The sequence below is a fragment of the Microbacterium sp. Leaf288 genome, from assembly GCF_001422925.1.
In the GTDB taxonomy this organism is placed as follows: Bacteria; Actinomycetota; Actinomycetes; order Actinomycetales; family Microbacteriaceae; genus Microbacterium.
This window is the reverse complement of record NZ_LMNI01000017.1, coordinates 1-20,955: the sequence shown is the minus strand read 5'-3', so window position 1 is coordinate 20,955 and position 20,955 is coordinate 1. Positions and strand designations below refer to the sequence as shown.

Annotated in this window: 13 protein-coding genes and 1 pseudogene; 6 read left to right on the top strand and 8 right to left on the bottom strand. The window is 64.6% G+C overall.

Annotated elements, in window-relative coordinates; genetic code table 11:
- Window positions 1-2: 2 nt before the first annotated feature.
- On the bottom strand, window positions 3-3,080 hold the full coding sequence (locus tag ASF40_RS20670) for an AAA family ATPase (protein ID WP_235560315.1): 3,078 nt from the start codon (window positions 3,078-3,080) through the stop codon (window positions 3-5).
- Window positions 3,081-3,600: 520 nt separating this feature from the next.
- Between ASF40_RS20670 and ASF40_RS21565 the strand changes: the two genes are divergently transcribed.
- Window positions 3,601-3,813: a DUF7455 domain-containing protein gene (locus ASF40_RS21565; protein ID WP_082497255.1), complete on the top strand. Its 213-nt coding sequence runs from the start codon at window positions 3,601-3,603 to the stop codon at window positions 3,811-3,813.
- A 591-nt stretch (window positions 3,814-4,404) separates the two neighbouring features.
- On the opposite strand, the gene ASF40_RS21390 is transcribed toward ASF40_RS21565, so the two are convergent.
- On the bottom strand, window positions 4,405-4,593 hold the full coding sequence (locus ASF40_RS21390) for a YegP family protein (RefSeq protein WP_056372723.1): 189 nt from the start codon (window positions 4,591-4,593) through the stop codon (window positions 4,405-4,407).
- 690 nt (window positions 4,594-5,283) lie between these two features.
- Between ASF40_RS21390 and ASF40_RS20660 the strand changes: the two genes are divergently transcribed.
- The 3 genes from ASF40_RS20660 (at window position 5,284) to ASF40_RS20650 (ending at window position 13,592) form a co-directional block, all read left to right on the top strand.
- The gene (locus ASF40_RS20660; RefSeq protein ID WP_157549892.1) at window positions 5,284-6,018 is read left to right on the top strand and encodes a TIGR02391 family protein; all 735 of its coding nucleotides are present in this window, start codon (window positions 5,284-5,286) and stop codon (window positions 6,016-6,018) included.
- Window positions 6,019-6,200: 182 nt separating this feature from the next.
- A complete protein-coding gene (locus ASF40_RS20655) occupies window positions 6,201-9,800 on the top strand; it encodes a tetratricopeptide repeat protein (RefSeq protein WP_056372719.1) in 3,600 nt (1,199 codons plus the stop codon).
- 237 nt (window positions 9,801-10,037) lie between these two features.
- The gene (locus tag ASF40_RS20650) at window positions 10,038-13,592 is read left to right on the top strand and encodes an SIR2 family protein (RefSeq protein ID WP_056372717.1); all 3,555 of its coding nucleotides are present in this window, start codon (window positions 10,038-10,040) and stop codon (window positions 13,590-13,592) included.
- Window positions 13,593-13,914: 322 nt separating this feature from the next.
- Here ASF40_RS20650 and ASF40_RS20645 read toward each other — a convergent pair whose 3' ends face one another.
- The 3 genes from ASF40_RS20645 to ASF40_RS20635 are packed head-to-tail and all read right to left on the bottom strand — an operon-like array spanning window position 13,915 to window position 16,578.
- The gene (locus ASF40_RS20645) at window positions 13,915-14,487 is read right to left on the bottom strand and encodes a flavin reductase family protein (RefSeq protein WP_056372715.1); all 573 of its coding nucleotides are present in this window, start codon (window positions 14,485-14,487) and stop codon (window positions 13,915-13,917) included.
- A 40-nt stretch (window positions 14,488-14,527) separates the two neighbouring features.
- On the bottom strand, window positions 14,528-15,565 hold the full coding sequence (locus ASF40_RS20640; RefSeq protein WP_056372713.1) for a methionine synthase: 1,038 nt from the start codon (window positions 15,563-15,565) through the stop codon (window positions 14,528-14,530).
- A 20-nt stretch (window positions 15,566-15,585) separates the two neighbouring features.
- A complete protein-coding gene (locus tag ASF40_RS20635) occupies window positions 15,586-16,578 on the bottom strand; it encodes a DUF1852 domain-containing protein (protein WP_056372711.1) in 993 nt (330 codons plus the stop codon).
- 121 nt (window positions 16,579-16,699) lie between these two features.
- Between ASF40_RS20635 and ASF40_RS20630 the strand changes: the two genes are divergently transcribed.
- Both ASF40_RS20630 and ASF40_RS21640 read left to right on the top strand, forming a co-directional pair.
- Entirely contained in the window at window positions 16,700-17,641 is a 942-nt protein-coding gene (locus ASF40_RS20630) for a LysR family transcriptional regulator (RefSeq protein WP_056372709.1), read from the top strand.
- Between the two features lie 28 nt (window positions 17,642-17,669).
- A complete protein-coding gene (locus tag ASF40_RS21640; RefSeq protein ID WP_082497258.1) occupies window positions 17,670-17,828 on the top strand; it encodes a YegP family protein in 159 nt (52 codons plus the stop codon).
- Between the two features lie 240 nt (window positions 17,829-18,068).
- Here ASF40_RS21640 and nrdH read toward each other — a convergent pair whose 3' ends face one another.
- The 3 genes and pseudogenes from nrdH to ASF40_RS20620 all read right to left on the bottom strand — a co-directional run bounded on the left by nrdH (window position 18,069) and on the right by ASF40_RS20620 (window position 20,779).
- The gene (nrdH, locus tag ASF40_RS21555) at window positions 18,069-18,305 is read right to left on the bottom strand and encodes a glutaredoxin-like protein NrdH (RefSeq protein WP_235560317.1); all 237 of its coding nucleotides are present in this window, start codon (window positions 18,303-18,305) and stop codon (window positions 18,069-18,071) included.
- Window positions 18,306-19,466: 1,161 nt separating this feature from the next.
- A pseudogene (locus tag ASF40_RS21550) lies at window positions 19,467-19,751 on the bottom strand (ParB/RepB/Spo0J family partition protein); the annotation flags it as partial.
- Window positions 19,752-20,548: 797 nt separating this feature from the next.
- Window positions 20,549-20,779, bottom strand: a complete 231-nt coding sequence (locus ASF40_RS20620) for a hypothetical protein (protein WP_056372705.1) — start codon at window positions 20,777-20,779, stop codon at window positions 20,549-20,551.
- Between the last annotated feature and the right edge of the window lie 176 nt (window positions 20,780-20,955).

Below are 20,955 nucleotides of genomic sequence, written 5' to 3'. Positions count from 1 at the left end.
CCTCAACGATGCCGTGACATGCCCGCGACCGGCTGGGCGAGCGACCATTGCCCGGGGGCTGCCGACGCTGCGATGCGCGCGCGCTCCTCGAGGGCGCGGGCGTTCGGCGACAGCCCCGCTCTGAGCGTGCGCTCCGTTCGCGCCTGGTCCAGAAACAGGATTGCTCGCGAGTAGTCCGCAGCGAGTCGATCACGGTCCGCGGTAATTATCAAGCGCCGCTCGCCCAAAGCCTCGCGTGCAGCATCGACCTGTGCGTCGTGCGTTACGGACTCCCTTGGGCGCGCGTGAGCTCGGGCATCTCCCGCCGCGTGGCCGCGGCTCGCGTTATGGAGCGCAGAAGCCGACGCATCGAGCCATGCGTCCAGTTCATCGAGATTCGCGAGGATCGCCTCTGCTCGATGTTCCTGTCTGGCGATGCTTCGCTCTAGGTCTGCGAGGTGGCCGAGCGGACGGCGCGCCCGATCTGACCAGAGGGCGTCGCGCGGGCCGTTCGGCATCGGCGTTCGGGCGGCCCGTCCGTGTTCGGTCCGGGCGGCGCGTTCGGAGTCGTCGATGCTGACCTCTGGGGTGCCGCGCATCATGCTGTCGGCGATCTGGTCTCGCGCTGTAGCCGCGGTGTGGGCGATGGCGACGGCTTCGTTGTGAAGGCGGCCTCGCGTCATTCCGACGTAGAGGCCCGAAGCGTTCACGCCGGGACCGACGATGGAGGCATCCGTGGTTTCGCCCTGGATTCCGTGCACGGTAGACGCATAAGCGAGGTGCATGTAGTTCGCGGCGTAGTCCAACGAGACGAGTCGCAGATCCGCGCTGTCGCTGATGCTCGACAGTTCGACACCGTCGTCGCGGATGCGGCGGACGGTCCACAGAGCTCGGTTCTCGACATCCGCCCGACCGTCGTTGAGGCGGGTCTGCACAGTGTCTCCTTCGAGCAGGAGTTGCTCGCCCTGGCCGATCGCGATCCGTGTCTGATCGAGTTGACCAATGTCGAGCCGGCGTCGCTGGATGGCTTCGTTGATCGCATCAGCTTCGTCGTTTGTGCTGGTGACGACGGCGACGCGCTTGTGCTGACGTGCCCAGCGGAAGTACGCCTCGACCATCACTTCTCGCGCTTGGCCGCCATCTGCCACCCGATGCACGAGGCCACGATCGTCGAGTTCCGCGGCGACTGCCAGCGCATGCTCCTTCGAGCTTGGTTCGCGCATCCGCAGCGATAGCGCGGCGTACCCGGGATCGCGGAATCGGTGCACGGCCGTGAGCTCGACGACCGCGGTTGCGCGCCGTGTCATGCAAGCCATCGCTCCGGCGTGACCGACGGGCATCGCTTGCAGGTGATCGCCGACCATCGCGATCCCCGCGCCGGATTCCTCGGCGAGGAGGGCAAGCGCGTTGGCCACATGCAGGTCGACCATGCCGGCCTCGTCGACGACGATGCGATCCCCCGGGGTCAGCACGAATCGTCGAGGCCCCTCGAACACTTGCCCCGTTCGCCCCTCGATGTCGCCGGGCGTGAGGCGGGTCCACACCTCCGCGCCAGCCTCGTCGCGCCCCCACCGCCAGCCGTGATCATGCAGAAGCGCGTGCACGCTCGACGCGGTCACCCCGACCTCACGCGATGCCACGGACGCGGCCTTCTTTGTCGGCGCGACCACCACGAGCCGCCGCCCGTTGCCGGCGAGCACGCTTCGCGCCACACGCAGCATTGTCGTCTTCCCTGCACCGGCCGGCCCGGTCACGGACACGAGACGGTCGGTGCCGGCGATCGCCGCGGCCGCATCTGCCTGACCGGCGTCCAGGGCGACGTCGGCTGGCAGCACGTCGGCCGCGGCCTGCGTGATCGACGATGAATCTGCAGGTCGGCCCGCCCGCGTGATCGCATCAAAACGGGCAGCGAGTCGAAGCTTCATTGACGCTGTGGATGCCGCCATGAAGCCCTTCACGTGTTCGGGCCGGTCGACGTCTTCGTCGAGAAGATCGACGGCGTGCGGCCAGCTGCGCGCGACGACATCGTCGATCAGATCTTGGAGATCCGGACGGGGCACGATGACGCCGGATGCTGCGACTGCTCGCATCGCGCCCGCGCGCACGTCGTACCGGCTGAATCTGCCGCCACAGGCGGTCGACCTGGCATCGGCATCGACGATCGCCATCGCGGCGAGCAGGTCGGGATCGAGTTCGTCCGGTGCCCGAGCACTTACTCGCACCGGCGCCCGGGGCTTGAGCATCCCTACGTCGATGTCGCGGAGTTCGTCGCGGATGAGTTGCTCCCAGTCCGACTCATCGATGACGCCAGGCTTGCTGGGGCGACCTGCCGCCCACGCGCGTCGGTCGATCTGCTGCAGCACCTCATGGTCAGGCTGCTGCCCTGGGTGGTCGGCACGCCAGTCCAGGAGGAACCTCGCCCGGTTCGCCTCGATCTGGTTCGACCTGCGCGACAACGGGCGTACTGCCGCCGCGAGCTCTGAGATCTCACCGTCGGCATCGAGCGTGTACCCGTGGGCGGCGAGCGCGGCGATCCACTCTGGGTCGGTGCGTGCGGCGAGCTCACCTTCCGCATTGACGAGAGTGTGCAGCCTCATCGCGACCCGCGAGTCGACGTTCGACCATTGGCCGTCGTCCCCCAAGACTTTGACATTCAGCCAGAGGTGTCGATGGATGTGCGGATCCAACGCCCTGGAGCGACGGTGGCGCAGCTCGACGACCTCGATCTTGCGGAGGGACTCACGGACGCGACCTCCGGCGCCGCGACGGGCGTTTAGTTCCCGCTGCCAGGTGGTGATGATTCGGTCGCGCAGGCGATCCTGGAGGGCCTCGAACTGCGCCGCGAGGTCCGGGTGGATCAGCGCGGCGACGCTGTAGGACTTTGGCGCGTTGATCGTTCCGTCGAGGATCAGATCCGCTTGCGGCGACGTCAGCTCACGGCCCCGAACCAGATCGGTCTGCGGGTCGCGTCCGTCGACCCAGCGACGTAGCTCCTCCGCGGTAAGGCGGTTCTGGCCGACCGCGCCATCCTCGACGATGAACCTCGCCACATGCGTTGCGTCGGCGCCGCTGTACGCGGCGAGCGCCTCGACTCCTGTCACTGTCCGGAGGTGTGAGTCACAGGTTCCCTTGAACGCGTACGCCATCGCCTGTCGAACCCCCTGCGATTCGACTCCCCGCTTCCAGCGTTCGAGGCCACCGCGCACAAGCTCAGAGTACGCGGCTTATGTCTTAGATACGAGTACTTACACAGAAAGTGCCTGCGTGCATTGCGATTTTTGGTGGGCGTGGGCCTTCGTGGGTCCAGTGTGGGCGCGAGTCGCTTCTTCGCGATGTCGATCTTCGGGCGATCAGGTGGGCCGTCGTATGAGTTGCGGCGAGGAGGCTGTGTGGATCGCGCCCGCAGGTGCATCACGTGCGCGCGTTGCTGGGATCGGCCGTTCGTCCTCAACGAGAAGCCCCACCCCGAACTGCGACTGCCGGCGGCAGCGCCGGACGCACCCGCGCAGTAGCTGTGGCGTCTACCAAACCGGTTGGGCATCGGCTACGAACAGGAGAGGCACGCGCATGACATCATGCGCGGGTGGTCTCCGCTGCCATGCATCAAAGGAGGGCTTCATCATGGTTCCCATCGCAGATGCCCCCATCGAACACGTCCCCCCACGTCTCACGGCGCAGGACCGCTGCGACGCGTGTGGTGCACAGGCGTACATTGCCGCCACCGTCAACGGGTCCGAGCTCTTGTATTGCGCGCATCACGGCAGGCTCTTCGCCCCACGACTTCGGCCACTCGCGACCAGCTGGACTGACGAGACGCGACGCCTCAACAACTGAGCGTGACCTCTCGAGCGACGCGACGCCTCGCCCTACGGCTCAGGGTTCCGCTTGACCTACGCCAGCGCGCAACAGAGCGGGCGGGGTATATGCGGAGAGTGATCGCGCGCACATCGACCCAGGCCGTAGTCACCTCGGCCGCGCAGCAGACGACCGGCTCTCGTACAATCCAGTGCTCGCCGGCGATCTCACGCAACTTCACGCCTGCAGCGGGGCGGCCACCGATGAGTCCCGTCCGTTCGGGATCCGTCGAACGTGGTGATCCAACTGAGGTTCGAACGGGTCGAGATGGTTGAACCAAGGCTGTGAGTCGCCCCCTCACCCCCGAAGTCCTTCTACGCTCGCGTCTCTTGTGCGGGCTGGATGAACCACATCTGCGTCGTTCGTCACACGAACCACGAAGGGCGCACCCGGAAGCCGGGTACGCCCTTCGCGTGCTGGAACCGCCGATGCGTTAGACGCGGACGTTGAAGACGCGGCCACAGTGGCCGCACTTCATCGCACCCTCCGACAGGTAGGAGAACGGACCGAGCTTGCGCCCGCACCCAGGACAGGGAACGTAAATCGCGCCGTTGACGCGCCGGGTAGCCATTACTGGTACACCGAGACGTCGAGGATGGTAGCTACCGGAGCCGCCTTCTTCACCGCAGAAATGCCGTTCTGAGCGCCCGCCTTAGACACGTACGTTTCCGACGTGGCGATGATCTCGCCGTTGTCGGCTTCAAGCGTCCAGTAGTACTGGCGCTTGTCGCTCGTCTTGTAGAGGTTGAACTTACTCACCGCAGGTCCTCCTGGACCGTGACCCAAGTGACTGCCGGGAGCGGTTAGGCTACAAGTCTCCGACCAGAGAGAAATGCGACCTGCGACCCGGCACCGTCCGTCGTGGGTCGCTTTTCTATGACGACGGACAGCGGCTCCAATACTACATATGGGTACCGACATTCGATAGCACCACAAGGGCTAGTAGTTACATCGGTGTAGTTATCCACCGTTCTCGACATGCGCGACACAGATTGTCCACCGATTCATCCACAGGGATGTTCGATTCACATCCCCGATTTTCCGCGATGGTACGGACTAATATTCCGTTTCATCCACAGGTTGAACTCTAAGGGCGGCTTCCGACATCGGATCAGCCTGTGGATAACTGCTTCGGCGTGTCGCGGCGCGTCCGCATGCCCGTAGTTTGACCAGCGCGAACACGGCGACAGGGTGGCCGAGCGCAGATTCAGTGCCTAGGGACGAAGCGCAGGCGCGACCCATCTACGAGAGCGTTCGTCGACCCCTGATCAACGACGAGTCGCGCTTCAGTACTGCAAGCGCGCACACAAACGGGATGATCGCTGCCCGCTGATCGACAAGTGAACGCACGGACCGCCTGACAGATGCGGCACTTTCAATCCCCTGCTGCACGTCGACCGCGCTGTCGGATCGGCCCGATAGCGTCGACTCAAGATTGGGAGCGTGAGGATGACGCCCGAAGTCGCCGCTGGCGAGTTGAAGAAGTTGAAGGAACAGGCGATCAACGACTCGCTCGTGCAAGCCTCCACACCGCAGCACAAGGAGTGGAACGCAAAGGTTGTTGCGGTGCTCGAACGTAGCCTCGGCACCGAATCCTCGACCGTGCAGCAGTTCAAGAAGCTGAGCTATCACATCGGCTTCTACAGCGGTGCCCCTGGTGAGGCCGAAAGAGACGCTCGGTACTTTCGTGGCCGCGTTCAGGATGCCGCTGGCCTGATCGAAGCGGCAATATTCGAGCTCGAGCTGTCCGTCGGCGCTCCCGCTGTCGAGGGGGGTAGCTACGATTCAGGCCTGTGGGATCACGTCAAGCATTCCGTGGAAGAGGAGCGTTGGGAGCAAGTTGCCAGCGCATCCGCCATCTACGTTGAGGACAAGGTTCGGCGATGGGCCGGCAACCCGACCAACCAGGACGGCGGCAAGCTGATAGGTCAGACTCTATTTGCCAAGGCGCTCGGGCCGGACGGCGTGCTCGCGCTGGGGAGCCAGCGCAACGAGACGGAGGGGTGGCGCAGCCTTGGAACGGGAATGGTCGCGGCCATCAGCAACGTCGACCGCCACAAGATTCAAGAACGAGCGGACGCGAAACAGTATGCCCTTCAGGTACTGGGCCTCGCGAGCTTACTCCTGACCCAAATCCGCTATGAGCACTCCGACGGAATCACACCAGCAACCGCGTCGCGCTGACGGTCAGCTCCGCCCGCAGAGATCGTCAACGTGCATCGCACGCAGAGCGACCCGCCCACGCGCGCCCAGCGTCGAAGTCCACACGCCACCTGTCGTAACGACTAAGTAGCCTAGGTCGGGGACCTCGGTCGCCACATCCGAGTTCGACGTGGCGAGCCGTCGCGATGCTAAGGATTGCACGATTGACCGATTTGCTCATTGCTCTTTTCGGCCCCGTCGCCGCGTTCAGCCGCTGGATCACGCTCGAGATGAGAGTCGCAAACGAAGTCTCGAAACGAGCTCGCGCAGAGGGATTGCGCGTCAATCAGCGACGACTTAGGCGGCACCTGTATGCAACGCGGTTCGCCGCCTTTTATGGCGACCGCGCGAAGCGCGATGAGCTGCGCGCGTCACTCGATGCGCTAACCAGCGGCAACTCTGATCAGAGCGCTCGCCTGTTCGCGATGATTGAAGCGTCCCTCCAGTCCCGCGCGTCTGCGACGAGGGCGACGATCGCGGTAGGCGCTTCGCTCCACGAGCGTCTCGATTCCATTGAGGGGGCGGTGAACGGGAACTCCACCGACGATGTGCTCTGGGATGTTCGACTTCAGCGGCTTCGACCGCTTCGCGCCGAGACAGCTCGGGACGTGCGGCAGGCTTGGCCCGGGATGCCCACGCTAATCGGCCTTCTCGACACCGGGGACAAGCCTGCCCTCCTGAAGAGCTGGGCCGCTCGATTGCCTGGGTTCCTCGCGGATGTGCCCGCGGTCGTCTACTGCTGGCTTGCTGACCTGGCGGTCGACTTCGCCATGGAACCGACCGCGAGGGTCTTCTTGGACCGAGCCCTTTCCGCGGGAGCGCATCCCCTCGGCTACTGGGAGATTCGAAGGCTATGGCTGGGCCCGGTGGAAGGTGGCCCTGCACTTGTAGGGCCAACCGATCGCGACTACCCACTCGTTAGAGCGCACAGCCTCGAGGTGGCGGGCAACCTGGTTGACGCGTTGCGTGTAATCAACGACTGGAGTCCGTCGACGTCGACGGAGTCTGCAACGCGAGACCTACTCCTTGCGCGCTCAGCGCTCCACTCGAATGACTTCGACCGAGCTATTGAACTCTCGGTTCCGCTTGCGACAGTTCACGGGTCACCAGCTGGCGCCCTGATCGCGGGAAAGGCCCTCATCGCACGCGAAACGACGGGGAGCGGTTCCGGGATGCACGCCGACGACCTGTCACGGGCGCTGACGCTGCTTGTCGATTCGAGGGACGCGCAGCGCGTATGGGGGTACGACTCGAGCGCGGTCGTGATCCTTGCGTCAACCGCTGCCCGACTGCTGAACGATCCGGCTCGCGCTCTGGCGTTGCTCACCGCGAGCCCGGACGGAGAAGCAACGAGAGCAGAGGCGAACAGCCTGGCGGTGCGTTCCGTCGCCGCGCTGATGCTTGCGGACTCCGGCATCCTCGAGCCCGCTAGGGCGCTAATCGACGAGAAGGGGGCCGATAAGGCAGTCGTGCGGCAATTGCGGGGGCTGCTTGCCGAAGCGGAAGGAGATCGCGAGGCCGCAATCCGCTATCTCAGCGAGTCGCTGGAGCTGACACCGGATTTCGACCAGAAGGGGCAGTTGGCCGTCAGGTTGGCCACGATGGGTCATCTGCATCCTTTCGTGACCAGCCAACTTGAGGCAGGCAACGAAGCGTTCGCGCGAAACCTGAAGCTGATGGCCGATGCTTTTGCCGACGTGCCAGGTGGTCTTGAGCGACTGCGGGCCGCGGCTCATTCCTCGGCCAAACTCACCATGACCCTGAGCCAGGTCTATGGAAGCCGCGGCGACACCGCCAACGAGCTGCGGGCGCTAACCTCGGCGGCCGAGCGACTTGGCGACGCGACATTGTGGTTGGTCGCTGCGAATATGCAGCGCGTGGCCGGGGAGCACAGGGACGCGATCGAGTTTGCTCAACGGGCGCGTTCTAGTGCTCCCATCGGCTGGGGCGGTCGTGAACGAGTCCTCGGCGTCCTGGTCGAGTCGTACGCCGCCCTTGGTGACTGGGACCAGGCGACGGTCTATTCCGCGCTTCTCGTTCAAGCGCTCCCCGACAATGAAGGTGCGATCTGGAACCTAATTACGTGCCAACACCATGCAGGAGAGCTCGACGATGCCCTCGGGACTTGGAACACTGTCGCCCAACGCCGTCGTCCAACCACACGCGAGCAAACGCGCGTGTGGCTCGCGCTCTGCCAGGAGTACGGCGAAGCGATCGCCTCTGTCGACGACCTTGTAGCTGTCGCGGCCGCATGGGCAGGAGACGAGGAGATTCGGCGCGTGATCGTAGGTCTCGTGCTACTGCCGGCTCGATCGGACGATGACTTGGTGGTGGTCGAGTCCGGAGGGATCTCGCACGAGCAGGGTGATGGGGGCGATGCAGATGCCAACTCTGACGACCGGGAAGAGAACCGGCTAGCGCAAGCACGCTCGGCACTGATTGCGGACTACTTCCGAGACTTCCCTGAGGGCGAGATTCGCCAGTTCACCGTTGACCTTGATGGCGACGCCGGGGACTTGCTCGATCAGATCTCGTCTGCGATCGGTGAGCGACCGGATACAAGCGATTTCGATCGTCAGATCTTCTCCGGGGCTTTCCCACTCGGCCTGATTTCCCTAACCCATGGCGCCACGTACGCGGAAGCGGTCGTTTCGCATGCATCAGGCGTCCGCTTCGCTAGCCATCACCTGGAGAGCGAGCGCGCGAGCGCCCACCGTTCCGTTGACGCGGCCGTCGTCCTCGATACCACGGCGTTGTTCGCACTGAGTGTGCTTCCGGTACCGCTGCGCACGCACCTGATGTCCTCGTTCTCGAATGTCATCGTCGCAGCCGAGCAGTACCGCGACGCCGTGCGTGGACTTCAGACCATCGGTCGCTTCGGACACGCGGGGCCCGGTCTGGGCCAGTGGAATGGTGCTGTCGCGCAGCGAACTCGGCCGGCCGCCACCGAGAGCGATCGCTCCGATCGTGCACGCGCTGCTTCGCTGGTGAGCCTGATGCGCCCACTGCGCCGGGAACTTCCGGCGCAGGGATTCGACATCCCCGACGCGGTTGGTGGGTCCGACGATGGTGTGTGGTTCGCGGCCGCCGCGGTCGCGGGAGCCAACACTGCGTTGTGGTCTGACGACAAGGCCCTAAACATCCTCGCGCAGGGCCTAGGCGTTCGCACCTTCACGACACTCGGACTTGTCTCAGCCCTTGAGGAACACGCACGGATTAGCGACGAGGATGCCCGCTCCATAAGGGTCACGCTTCTCGCCGAGCGCTACATGGGCATTCCGTTTGATAGCGATGAGTATCGCGAGGCGTTCGAGTCCAATTCAACCGCGAGCCACGCCATCGCGTCGGTGATCGAGCACCTCGACGGATCTGCGGCCGACGAGATTGTCGCGTGGGCCCTTTCACAAGCTCCGTCGCTCGTGCCAAGCGGAACCCGCCTCGAGGTGTGGATCTCAGCGTGTGTTCGATGGCTGGTTCGGATCTCCCCGGACGAGGCCTCAGTGGCGTCAAACCTACGCCTACTGGCGACAAGGATCGTCGAGTCGGTCTGGCTCGTTCCGCAGTCTTTCGCGTTTATTGATCGAGGCATGGTCGACGGCGTGGATGGACGTAGTGTGGATCCGTTGGTCGACAGCATCGGTGGCGCATTTCGACAACTTGCTCAAGCTGACAGACCAACCGCGACGAAATGGCTGTTCGACTTGATCGCAAGCCTCGACTCGGACCGACGCCCCACATACCTTGGGGTCCTTCTGCGGCCATAGGTGAGACAGCGCGTTTCCGGCGCAAGCGCCACCCCGCGGGCGATGCGTAGTTCTCGTCTGCGTGCCGTTCGGTCTGCCAAGCGCTGAGCCAGATGCAGAAGTCCTGCCAAGTTGTCCGGCATAGGCACCGGACTGGTGCGTGTGCCCCGCTTTACCGTCGCCTGGAAGCTAGGTTGGGATCGAGGTCGCCGGCGCTCGACTGCTGCGGAGTCTTCTCGGACGAGAGCGAGAGAGTGGATGTGGATCACGTCGGAGGTGGAGCTTCCCCAGGCGGTGCTCGATGCGCAGGCGGCGGGGAAGCTGGTCTTCTTTGTCGGCGCGGGCGCTTCGGTAGCTCCTCCATCAGGTCTTCCGCTCTTCCGAAAGCTTGCGGAGCAACTTGCGCACCGCGCGCGGGTTCCGTTTGACAGCTCGGTCGCAATCGACTTCTTCCTCGGATCGCTTCCAGCCAACTTCGACACTCACTCGCACGCCCGCGACCTTCTTCAGCTTCCGGGGTCGACGTTCAATCCCACCCACTCCGCACTTGCATCGATTGCCAGTTCAATCCCTCCACTGCGGATAGTGACCACGAACTTTGACGACCATCTGTCATCAGCCGCTGAGGCGAACGGGATCGCCATAGCGGATACGTGGATTGGTCCCGCACTGCCGATCGGTGACCGCTTCGAGGGCATCGTCCATTTGCACGGGTCGTTGAACCGCGCGGCGCAGGAGCTCGTCCTGACGGATGAGGACTTCGGCCGGGCTTACCTCACGTACGCCTGGGCGACCCGATTCCTCATCCCGATGTTTCAGGAGTTCACGGTTGTGTTCGTCGGCTACAGCCACGACGACCCCATCATGCGATACCTGGCACTGGGCTTGCCGTCTCGCACACCGCGGTTCGTGTTCACCGAGAAGCTGCCCGTCGATGACCCCAAGTGGGGCCGTTTGGGCATCGAACCAATCGGTTACCCCGTCGTCGATGGTGATCACGCGGCGTTACCTGAGGCACTCGCTGCCTGGGCGGTTCGCTCCCGCATGGGTCAGATAGAACACGCCGCGCAAATCCGGTCCATCGTTGGCGCCGGACCGCGGATGACGCCCGTGGATCGCGACTACTTGTTGGCACGGCTTGACATTGAGGAAGGGGCACGTGAGTTTGCGTCCGCCACAACATCGATAGGCCGTGAACTTCAGGTCGCTTGGCTGAATTGGCTTGAAGACCATGAGCCATTCAAGTCGCTGTTTCATGCTGAGGCGCCTTCGCCGGCAGCCAACGTGCTCGCCAACTGGTTCTGCCGGACCTTCGTCGCCTCTCCCGAGTTGAGCGGTGCGGCGCTCCAGACCGTAGAGCGACTCGGAATGGCGTTCAGCGATGGCCTATTCGATCAACTCTGCTGGGCTTCAGAAGAGCTCGGAAAGAGCGACGTTGACGCGGCACGCCGATGGCGCGCAATATTGGCAACTTCCGTAATGGGGCAGTCGGCGCCGCCGCGCACGGAGCTCCTCTTGCCCTACTTCGCGGCCGATACCGTCGAGCACAATGCGATTCTTCGCGCGGCGCTCAAACCCCGGTTGATCCTTAGACGGCGCTGGTACCGAGACGATGCCGACGATCTGACAGCCGTCCCGCACGCTGAAGTTGCCTGGATGATCGACGAGCACCACCTCACGGTCCACCTGGACAAATTGATCGATTCGACGCTCACAGGCGACCCTGGAGTCATGTCGATGCTTGTCGACGCACTGCTCGCTGCGTATGACCTGGACGAGGCGTTCCACTCCGGCCGAGCAGACTGGGATGGTTTGAGCTTCGGTCGATCTGCAATCGAGCCCCACGAGCAGGACTCCTTTCGCACTCCTCTCGATGCGATCATCGACAGCCTCCGAACCATTGGGGAGCGCGCGCTGAAGCTCGAACCGGACCTCGCGACGCGCTGGTGGGCGTTGGGACGAGCGCTCTTTCGGCGCCTCGCGCTTCATCTGATCTCACGAGACGCCGAACTATCGGCCGACAGCAAGATCCAGTGGCTGCTAGATCACGACACGCTGTATGCGCACCACCTCAAGCACGAGGTATATCAGGTGCTTGCGGTCGCGACGAGCGGTGCAACCAAACCCTCCCGCGCACGTCTCCTCGACGCGGTGATGACTGGGCCCGACTACCCCGAAGATCTCGAAGATCGTGATGCGCACATCGCGTATGCGAAGTACAACCTGCTTGTGTGGTTGACATCAGCGATGCCCGCGTGGAAACCCGCGCAGAAGGCTCGCCGATCAATCCTTCGCAACTACCCACATTTCGGCCCGCGAGACCATCCAGACTTCGACATGTGGTCATCGATCGGCGACGTGGAATCCTCACCGCCGATGGAGCCGGCGGAGTTCATCGCTTCCTGGCAGGCGAACGCTGAAGGAGCTCTGGCCGCCTTCCTCGACCGTGACTACTCCGAGATGAGCTGGGATGGTCCCACCTGGCATGACGCGCTGGGCCTGATCGGACGCGTCTCGCAGACCGACCCTGAGGTTGGCGATGCGCTGTGGACGCTGATGGAACAGACGGTCGACTTGGACGCTTCCAAGGCAGCGGACATGCGAATTGCAATCGTTGAAGGCTGGGCAAGCGCCGACCTTCACGCCGTCGATCAGGCCGTCGATCGACTGACCACGATGATTGAGCAGCCGAGGGCCTCACGCGCAGTGAGTCGGTTTCTGTTGGAACAGGCTCGTCGCAAGAAAGAGGATCCCGAAAGCTCCAGTACTTGGCAGATGCGGGACGTCGCAAGGAGCCTTTGGGCCGCACAGTCTGCCGCTTTCTCACACGCCGAGAGCACAGATCCTGTGTCCATGGCGCCCCTCTACCTGAACTCGTGGCCTGGCGATCTCGCCCAATACTGGACGGCCGAGATCGACAACCGCTGGCGCAACCACCGTGACGACTGGGTCGGACTCGATGGCGAGGAGAGGGCGGCCATCGAGGAGATGCTGAACGGATCTCCCGATGCCCGGGACGCGACTCTGCCGGCGCTGTCGAGTGAGGTCTTCTTCCTCTTCGCCGCCGACCCAGATTTCACGGCCCAGCACATCATTCCTCTCTTCCAGCAGCCAGCAACCGCTCGCCTCGCATGGCACCCCTATCTGTTCCACGCGCGGTACAACGACCGGCTATTGGCGGCAGGCATGCTGCAGGCGGCGATCGATCAGTGGGAGCGTCTAGACGAGATCCATGACAACGCGCTTCTGTTCCGTTTCTACGGCCTGGTCGCCTCTATCGTCTCCTTCGCGGCCATCACGGTCGATGACCGACAGACCCTTCTCGATCAGAGTGTGCTTGTAGACGACGGCGCGCGTGCGTCCGATTTCGCGGACGCCGTATCGCGATTCCTTCGGGAAGACACCATCAACGGTTCTGAGATCTGGGTTGAGTGGCTGGGACCCCATCTGAGGAACAGGGTAAACGGCATCCCGCGCGTCGCTCGAAGCGAAGAACTGCAGAGCTGGGCAGACGCCGTCCCGTATCTCGGTCAGCACATTCCCGACGCGATAGCGCTTCTCACTGGACACGGCATTGCGCTTGGCCGCCGCTTCATTGCGCCCCGCTTCCCCGACGGCGCGCTGACCTCCTACGGTGCACTTATGGTCGAGCACTATGCCGAACGTGTCCGCAACTCGTCGCCGAACGACGACCACTCGATGACATACCGGGTCCGGCAACTCCTAGATTCATTGACCACAACGCTTGGCGGCGCAACGACGGAGCCCCTCACGTTAGCCGCGCGTCAGCGCGGGTTCATTCAGCCTGACTAGCCGGGGTAGCTGACCAATCATGGCCGCGGTTGCTTCCCCTTCTTGGACTTCGCCCGGCTCGATGCTGTCGGTCTGCTCAGAAGCCCGCCTGTCCCCCATAGACCGGACGATCACGTAGATCCTGAGCGAGCTACAGATCAGGGGTAGCCAGTCCGCACTTGCTGCGTATGCGACCGTCGAAATTGGTCTTTCCTCTGGGATGCGCTCATCGATTGCCCGGATGAGCTGCCCCTCTCGTTCCCCGCACGATTCGGGATCGGGAGTGCACTGTCCATCATGTGCCACGCGATTCTGGTCGCCTGGTGGGGAGACGCGTTGTTCGTCAGTCTTCGATGCGGGAGTGTTCGCCGAGACGGTGCCAGGTGCGGTTGTGGTAGACCAGGGCGTCGCCGGGTCTGCCCGGGTGGACGTCGCGCTCGATGTGGGATTGCAGCGCGTGGGCGGCGATGACGGTGGCGGTTCCGGCATCCATCCGATTGATGACTGCGCAGCGTACCCAGGCGCGGACGTCGCTGTAGACCGGCTCACCCGTGACCAGGCGCGACCATCGGTGTGTCTGGGCGAAGCGGTCGATGCCGCCGGTCGCGCCGAGTTTCGCCACCTCGATGTCGTGGGCGTCGAGGAGGTGCACGATGACGGTGTCGGCGCGTTCGAGTACGTCCGATGCCGACGACTGCGAGGAGATGGAGAAGATCAGCAGCGGAGGCTCGGCGCTCACCGACGCGACCGACGTCGCTGTCAGCGCGACGGGACCGTCGCCGGCGTCGGCCGTGATGACGGCGACACCTCCGGGGTGACCGCGGAAGAGCGCCTTGAACTGGTCAGCGGAGAGGGAGGACGAGAAGCCGTGTGCGGACACGTCGAGCGGGGCCGTGTTGGCCGCTGCCTGCGACATGCTCGCTGGGTGAGCGTGCGAGAGCGCGGGCAGTGAGCGGTCAGGGCTGTGCAAGGGCCAGCTCCTCGCGGATGATTCGCGTGCCCGCGCTGAGCGCGCTCAGCTTCGCGTACGCGACGTCCCGGGGGAACGGTGCCATGCCGCAGTTCGTGCTGGGCAGGAGCTTGTCCGCGTCGACGAAGGTGAGCGCCTTGCGGAGGGTGTCGGCGACTTCCTCGGGGGTCTCGATCGTCTCGTTCGCGACGTCGATGGCGCCGAGCATGACCTTCTTGCCGCGGAGCAGCTCGATGAGGTCCACCGGGACGTGGGAGTGGTGGCATTCCAGCGAGACGATATCGATGGTGGAGCGCTGCAGGAGCGGGAACGATTCCTCGTACTGCCGCCACTGCGATCCGAGGGTCGCCTTCCAGTCGGTGTTGGCTTTGATCCCGTAGCCGTAGCAGATGTGCACGGCGGTCTCGGCGCGCAGTCCCTCGGCCGCCCTTTCCAGCGCCGCTACTCCCCAGTCCTTGACCTCATCGAGGAAGACGTTGAACGCGGGCTCGTCGAACTGGATGATGTCGACTCCGGCCGCCTCGAGTTCCTTCGCCTCCTGGTTGAGGATCGTCGCGAACTCCCACGCCAGCTTCTCGCGGCTCTGGTAGTGGACGTCGTAGAGAGTGTCGACCATCGTCATCGGACCGGGGAGAGTCCACTTGATCGGACGATCGGTGCTCTCGCGCAGCAGCTTCGCGTCGTCGACGAACACGGGCCGCTCGCGATGCACCGCCCCGACGACGGTCGGCACGCTCGCGTCGTAGCGATCGCGGATGCGCACGGTCTTGCGCTGCTCGAAATCGACCCCGCTGAGATGCTCGATGAACGTCGTGACGAAATGCTGGCGGGTCTGCTCCCCGTCGCTGATGATGTCGATGCCGCGTCGAGTCTGCTCCTGGACGGCGATGCGCAGCGCATCCCGCTTGCCCTCGAGCAGCGCGTCACCCTCGAGCTTCCACGGCGACCACAGCGTCTCCGGCTGTGCGAGCCACGACGGCTTCGGCAGGCTGCCAACGATCGAGGTCGGCAAGAGCGTCTGCATGGTCGAGGATCCTCCGCTGGTCATGCGATTCGGGCAGGGAAGTTGGCGGCCCATCGATCCAGGACCTTCCGGTGGGGCTTGATGAAGTGCTCCTCCGTGTACTTGCCCTGCGTGACCGCGAGCTGACTGCGCTCTTCGCGGTCGTAGGAGATCTGCGTCCGGGAGCAGTCCTGCGTCTCCAGGCTCGGCCGGTACACCAACGCGGCGGCCGAATTCGCGTTGTAGATCTCCGGGCGATAGATCTTCTGGAATGTCTCCATCGCGCTGATCGTGCTGATGAGCTGCAGGTTGGAGTAGTCGTTGAGCAGGTCGCCGCGGAAGTAGAACGCGAGCGGCGCCACGCTGCCGCGCGGCATGAAATAGCGGGGCTGCAGCCCCATCTTCCCGAAGTACTCATCGGTCAGCGAGGACGCGTCGGGCTCGTACTCGACGCCGAGCACCGGGTGGTGGTTCCCGGTCCGGCGGTAGGTCTTGCTCGTCGAGACGCTGATGCAGATCACGGGCAGCTGCTCGAAGCGCTCCCGGTACGCGACGGAGTCGAGGAAGTGCTGGAACAGCTTGCCGTGCAGATCGCCGAAGTCGTCGGGGACGGTGGGCCCGGTCCCGCTGCCGGCCGCCGCCGGCAGCAGCACGCTGAAGTCGAAGTCCCGGACGTAGGACGAGAAGTTGTTGCCCACGATCCCGTGATGGCGGATGCCGGTCTGCCGGTCGACGATGCGGGTGTCGAGGACCTCGAGCAGGGGGAACTGCTGATCCGTGCCTTCCGCGGTGAAGCTCAGCGCCACCGACACGATCTCGAGCTCGACCGCGTAGCGATCCCGGTTCGGGTTGTCCCAGTGCGCGAGGTCGTTGAATCGATGGTTGATCATCGTCATGGTGTTGCGGAGGTTCTGCTGACGATGCTCGCCTCGGGCGAGGTTGGCGAAGTTGGTGGTGATCCGAGAGCTCTCCGACGGGCAGTAGTCCTCGTCGAAGCGGGTGGTGCTGATGCTGAACGTGAACTCGTCCGCCATGGTGGCCTATCCGGTGGGTGAGGGGCCGGGGTCGGCCTTCAAAAGGGATGCATCCATGGTGCAGGCGCCCGCAGGATATCGGGTAACTCGGCGCGACTATGCATCGATATAGGCTTCACCTATGCCTCAAGGATCGAGCGGTCTCACGCTGCAGCAGCTGCGGTACTTCATCGAGGTCGCCGCCGAGGGGTCCATCTCGGGGGCCGCCGATGTCCTCTATGTCGCGCAGCCGACCATGTCGGCGGCGATGAAAGACCTCGAAGCCCGGGTGGGTCGCCCCCTCCTCGTCCGCTCCGCCCGCGGGGTCACCCTCACCGACGACGGGGCAGAGTTCCTCGGGTATGCGAGACAGGTCGTCGAGCAGGCGGAACTGCTCGAGCAGCGATACCTCGGTCGACCACCGTCCCGGCGCCTGCTCGGGGTGTCGACGCAGCACTACTCGTTCGCGGTCGACGCCTTCGTGCGGATGGTCAAGGCCAGTGGAGCGGAGGAGTATGAGTTCTCACTGCGCGAGACCCGCACCTGGGACATCATCGAGGATGTCCGGACGCTCCGCAGCGAGATCGGCATCCTCTACCGGAACGACTTCAACCGGAAGGTGATCGACAAGCTGCTCCGGGACTCGGGGCTGGCGTTTCATCCGCTCTTCCTCGCCGAACCGCACATCTTCATCGCCCGGACCAACCCACTCGCCTCCCGAGGCCGTGCCACGCTCGCAGATCTCGCCGGCCTGCCACGGCTCACCTTCGACCAGGGGGCGAACAACTCGTTCTACTTCGCCGAGGAGATCCTCTCCACTCTCTCGAGCAAGCAGGAGATCCGGGTCGCCGACCGCGCGACGATCTTCAACCTCATGATCGGGCTCGATGGCTACACGATCTCGACGGGCATCATCAGCGACCAGCTCGACCCGGAGATCGTCGCCATCCCACTCGACGTCGACGAACGCATCGAGATCGGCTGGATCGGCCACACGACGATCCCGCTCACCGAACAGGCACAGCGCTACCTCGCCGAAGTACGAGCCGTCGTCGCCGGCTTCGGCGTAGAGGTGCTCGGCTGACTTCGCTCTCGGCGACGTCCGAGGAAAGCTGTACAACGATTCTGCTGGCGGGTTCCGCTTCCGCCCGAAGGCAGCGAACGGCGAGGCGATCGCGTCGTCGGAGTCATACACGACCAAGGCCGCTGCCAAGAACGGCATCGAGTCGGTCAAGACGAACGCCGGTTCGGACGCCGTCGATCTGACTTAGTCGCTTCGCCTATGCGTGCGGGTCGTTGGCTCGTCGCCTCGGCGCTTTCCTCGGGCTTTGGACGCGATCCCGTCGGGTGAGGACGTTCCGTGGACGGCTCATTCCGGTCATTATTGGCCTGGAAGTACCAGTAGTCCGCGTCGGCTTCGGCGCGCAACCAGGATTCCTCGAGGTACCCCGCTTGGGCGCGAAGGGCGTCGACCTCGAGGGCCGCGTGCACCCACAGCTCAAGGAGCGTGGTCATGAGCGGGCGACGCGGTCGATATGGTCGGGGCGGAAGCCAGACCAGTAGTCGTGGTCGTCGGCCACGATGACGGGCGCTTGGGAGTATCCCAGTTCGTCGGTGACGTACGCGAGCGCTGCCGGGTTGTCGGTGATGTCCACGACGTCGTAGGGGATGCCGTGGCTGTCGAGTGCCCGGTAGGTGGCGGTGCACTGTACGCAGCCAGGCTTGCTGTAGACCGTCAGCTTGTCCATGATCTGTCCTCCTGGTTCAGGTCGCCGAGGCCGATCGGGTGGACGCCTGGCGAGGCGCCCACCCGTGCGGCGCCTACTCGGAGGCGGGTACCTCGGTGTCTGTGCGCATGGCGGCGATGCGTTCGACGGGACAGAGGGTGTAGCCCCAGTCCTGCAAGGTGCGCAGGTACCAGGCGGTGTGAGGGCTGGGTGTGCGCCAGGTGCCCCGGCTCTGGTGTGCTGTTCGATGCCGCCCAGCACGATCGCGAGGGTGACGTGGATGGTGTGATTCGGGTGCGCGGCCAGGTACTCCGCGAGTCCGTCGCCCCGATGGTCGTCGTCGATCCCGAGGAACGTCTTGGCGGTTGCGGACCCGCGGGTGAGGCCGTCGGCGACCTTCCACCGGGCGATGGTGAGGGCTTCGGCGATCACGGTCTGCGCGTTCTTCGGTGTGGTCTTGCGGGCCAGGAACTGGGTGACCCAGTCGCGGCGCACCGTCTCGGCGGCGTCCCACTCCTTGTTGTTCTCGATCAGCACCTTCCGTTCCGCTCTCTGCTCGTCGGTCATCCGTCCCGACTGCGCGCCGGTGCCGGTATGGGTGTCCTCGTGGACGGTGTAGCCGAGAGCGGCGGGGTCGTCGACGAAGTACTCCGCCCGCGCCTCCCCGCCGTAGTACGTGGCCACGTACACCGCGACCCCCGGCTTGCCCTGGATGGCGTCAGGATCGACAGGCTGGTCGTCGGCGGTGCGGAGCGCCCGCACCCGGTACGGGGCGGCGTTCCAGTCCGGGCGGTCGTCCAGGATCCGGTGCCCCTTCGCAGCTTCCTCCCGTTCGACCTGCTCCTTCGCCTGCCGGGCTGCACGGTCCTGCCGCGCGCGTTCGACCGCGACCGGGAAGTATCCGGGATCGGTGGTCGCGACCTCAGTCAGTTCCGCGACAGTGCCGGTGTCGCCGTCGAACTCCAGCAGGATCGCCGCCTGGTCCAGGGTGATGCCGCCGTCGGTGAGGAGGCCGCTGGCGGTGTCGTTGGCGGCGACGGCGAGGCCGGTCTTGATGCGGTCGCGTGTGGTGCCGGTGCGCTTGGCGATCGCGGTCGCCGACAGTCCTTCCAGTTCGAGGGCACGCCAGGCTTGGATGCGGTCGGCGTCGGTGAGTGCTTCGCGCTGGTCGTTCTCGATGAGCTGCTCCACGATCCGCCGCGCCGTGTCATCGTCGCCGGCATCGACGACGTACACCGGCACTGTGACAAGGCCGGCTTCCCGGGCAGCGAAGGTACGGCGTTGCCCAGCACGCACGTGCACTCCCCCGTCCTTGTCCCGCCACGCCCGGATCGGCGTCAGCACCCCGTTGGCACGGATACTGTCCACGAACCCCGACTCGGTGGCAGCAGTGGTGCGGACGTTGGTTTCGACGATGAGGTCGCCCGGGTCGAGGTGCTCGATGGTCCCGGCAGTGGTGGTGGTCATGTCCTTCTCCCTTACGTTGTGTTCGCCGTGATTCGCAATCAGGTTTGTGAAGCCGATGTGGATCGGCTTAGCCCTGGTTGTTCACTCCTCCAGTGCTGTTCGCCTGGAAGGCACGTAGTGCCGCGGAGGGGCGGGGGCGGGAGTGCAACCCGAAGGGTGGCGGAGGAGAGAATCTCGGCGCGGAATAAGGGAGCGCAGCGACCGCGTGCCGAGAATCTCGGAGGAGCCAGCGGCGGAGGAGAGAATCTCGGCGCGGAATAAGGGAGCGCAGCGACCGCGTGCCGAGAATCTCGGAGGAGCCAGCGGCGTGCCGCTTGCGCGGACGACACCGGCCCGTATGCTGCCGCAGGCTTCCAGACGAAACAGCGCGCAGCGCGAAGAAGCGCGCCGGCCGAAGGACGGCGGCCACACCCGCCAATCGTCAGCTCGGTCGCGTGCACCTGTGACGCGGACGCGAATGCCGGTCAGGTAGTCCGGACTTCCTCGGCATCGACTGCCAGCACGAGTGGAGCTCCGGCTCGGGTTAACTCCGACGTCGGCGCGCGCGAAGGAGCTCGCAAAAGGCCCAGGTGCTGAGCGCACAGATGACGGCTGCCATGACCCAGGGGATCGTTCAGGACGTTCCCCAGAGAGCGATGACACGGGCGACGGAGACCAGGAACAGTCCAACGCTGAGCGCGAGTGCGATGATCTCGATGATGCGCATCTGCTCGGAGGTGAAGGGCGATCCGGCCCTGTCTGCATCCTCTCACTGCGCACCGACACGTGAGCGCGGCGGTCGTTCCTGCATCGGCACTTCAGTCCTCGCCACTGCACTGGCACGCCTGCTCGCAACTACATGGCTGCCGGCGCCTCGTGGTGGTGCCGAGGACAGCCTTCGAGAACGCCGCGGGGACACCGTAGGCCTGAAGTAGGAGCACCCATCCGGCGCCGATGATCCCGAGAAGTACCAGGGCGATCATGGTCAGGATCGGGAGGCCGTCCAGCACGGCCATGAGTTCCTCGGCGGTTGCAGTCGGTGTGGTCATTTCTTCTCTCCCTTGCCGTTTGCTTGTTCACTCCTCCAGTGCTTTTCGCCTGGAAGGCACGTAGTGCCGCGGAGGGGTGGGGGCGGGAGTGCAACCCGAAGGGTGGCGGAGGAGAGAATCTCGGCGCGGAATAAGGGAGCGCAGCGACCGCGTGCCGAGAATCTCGGAGGAGCCAG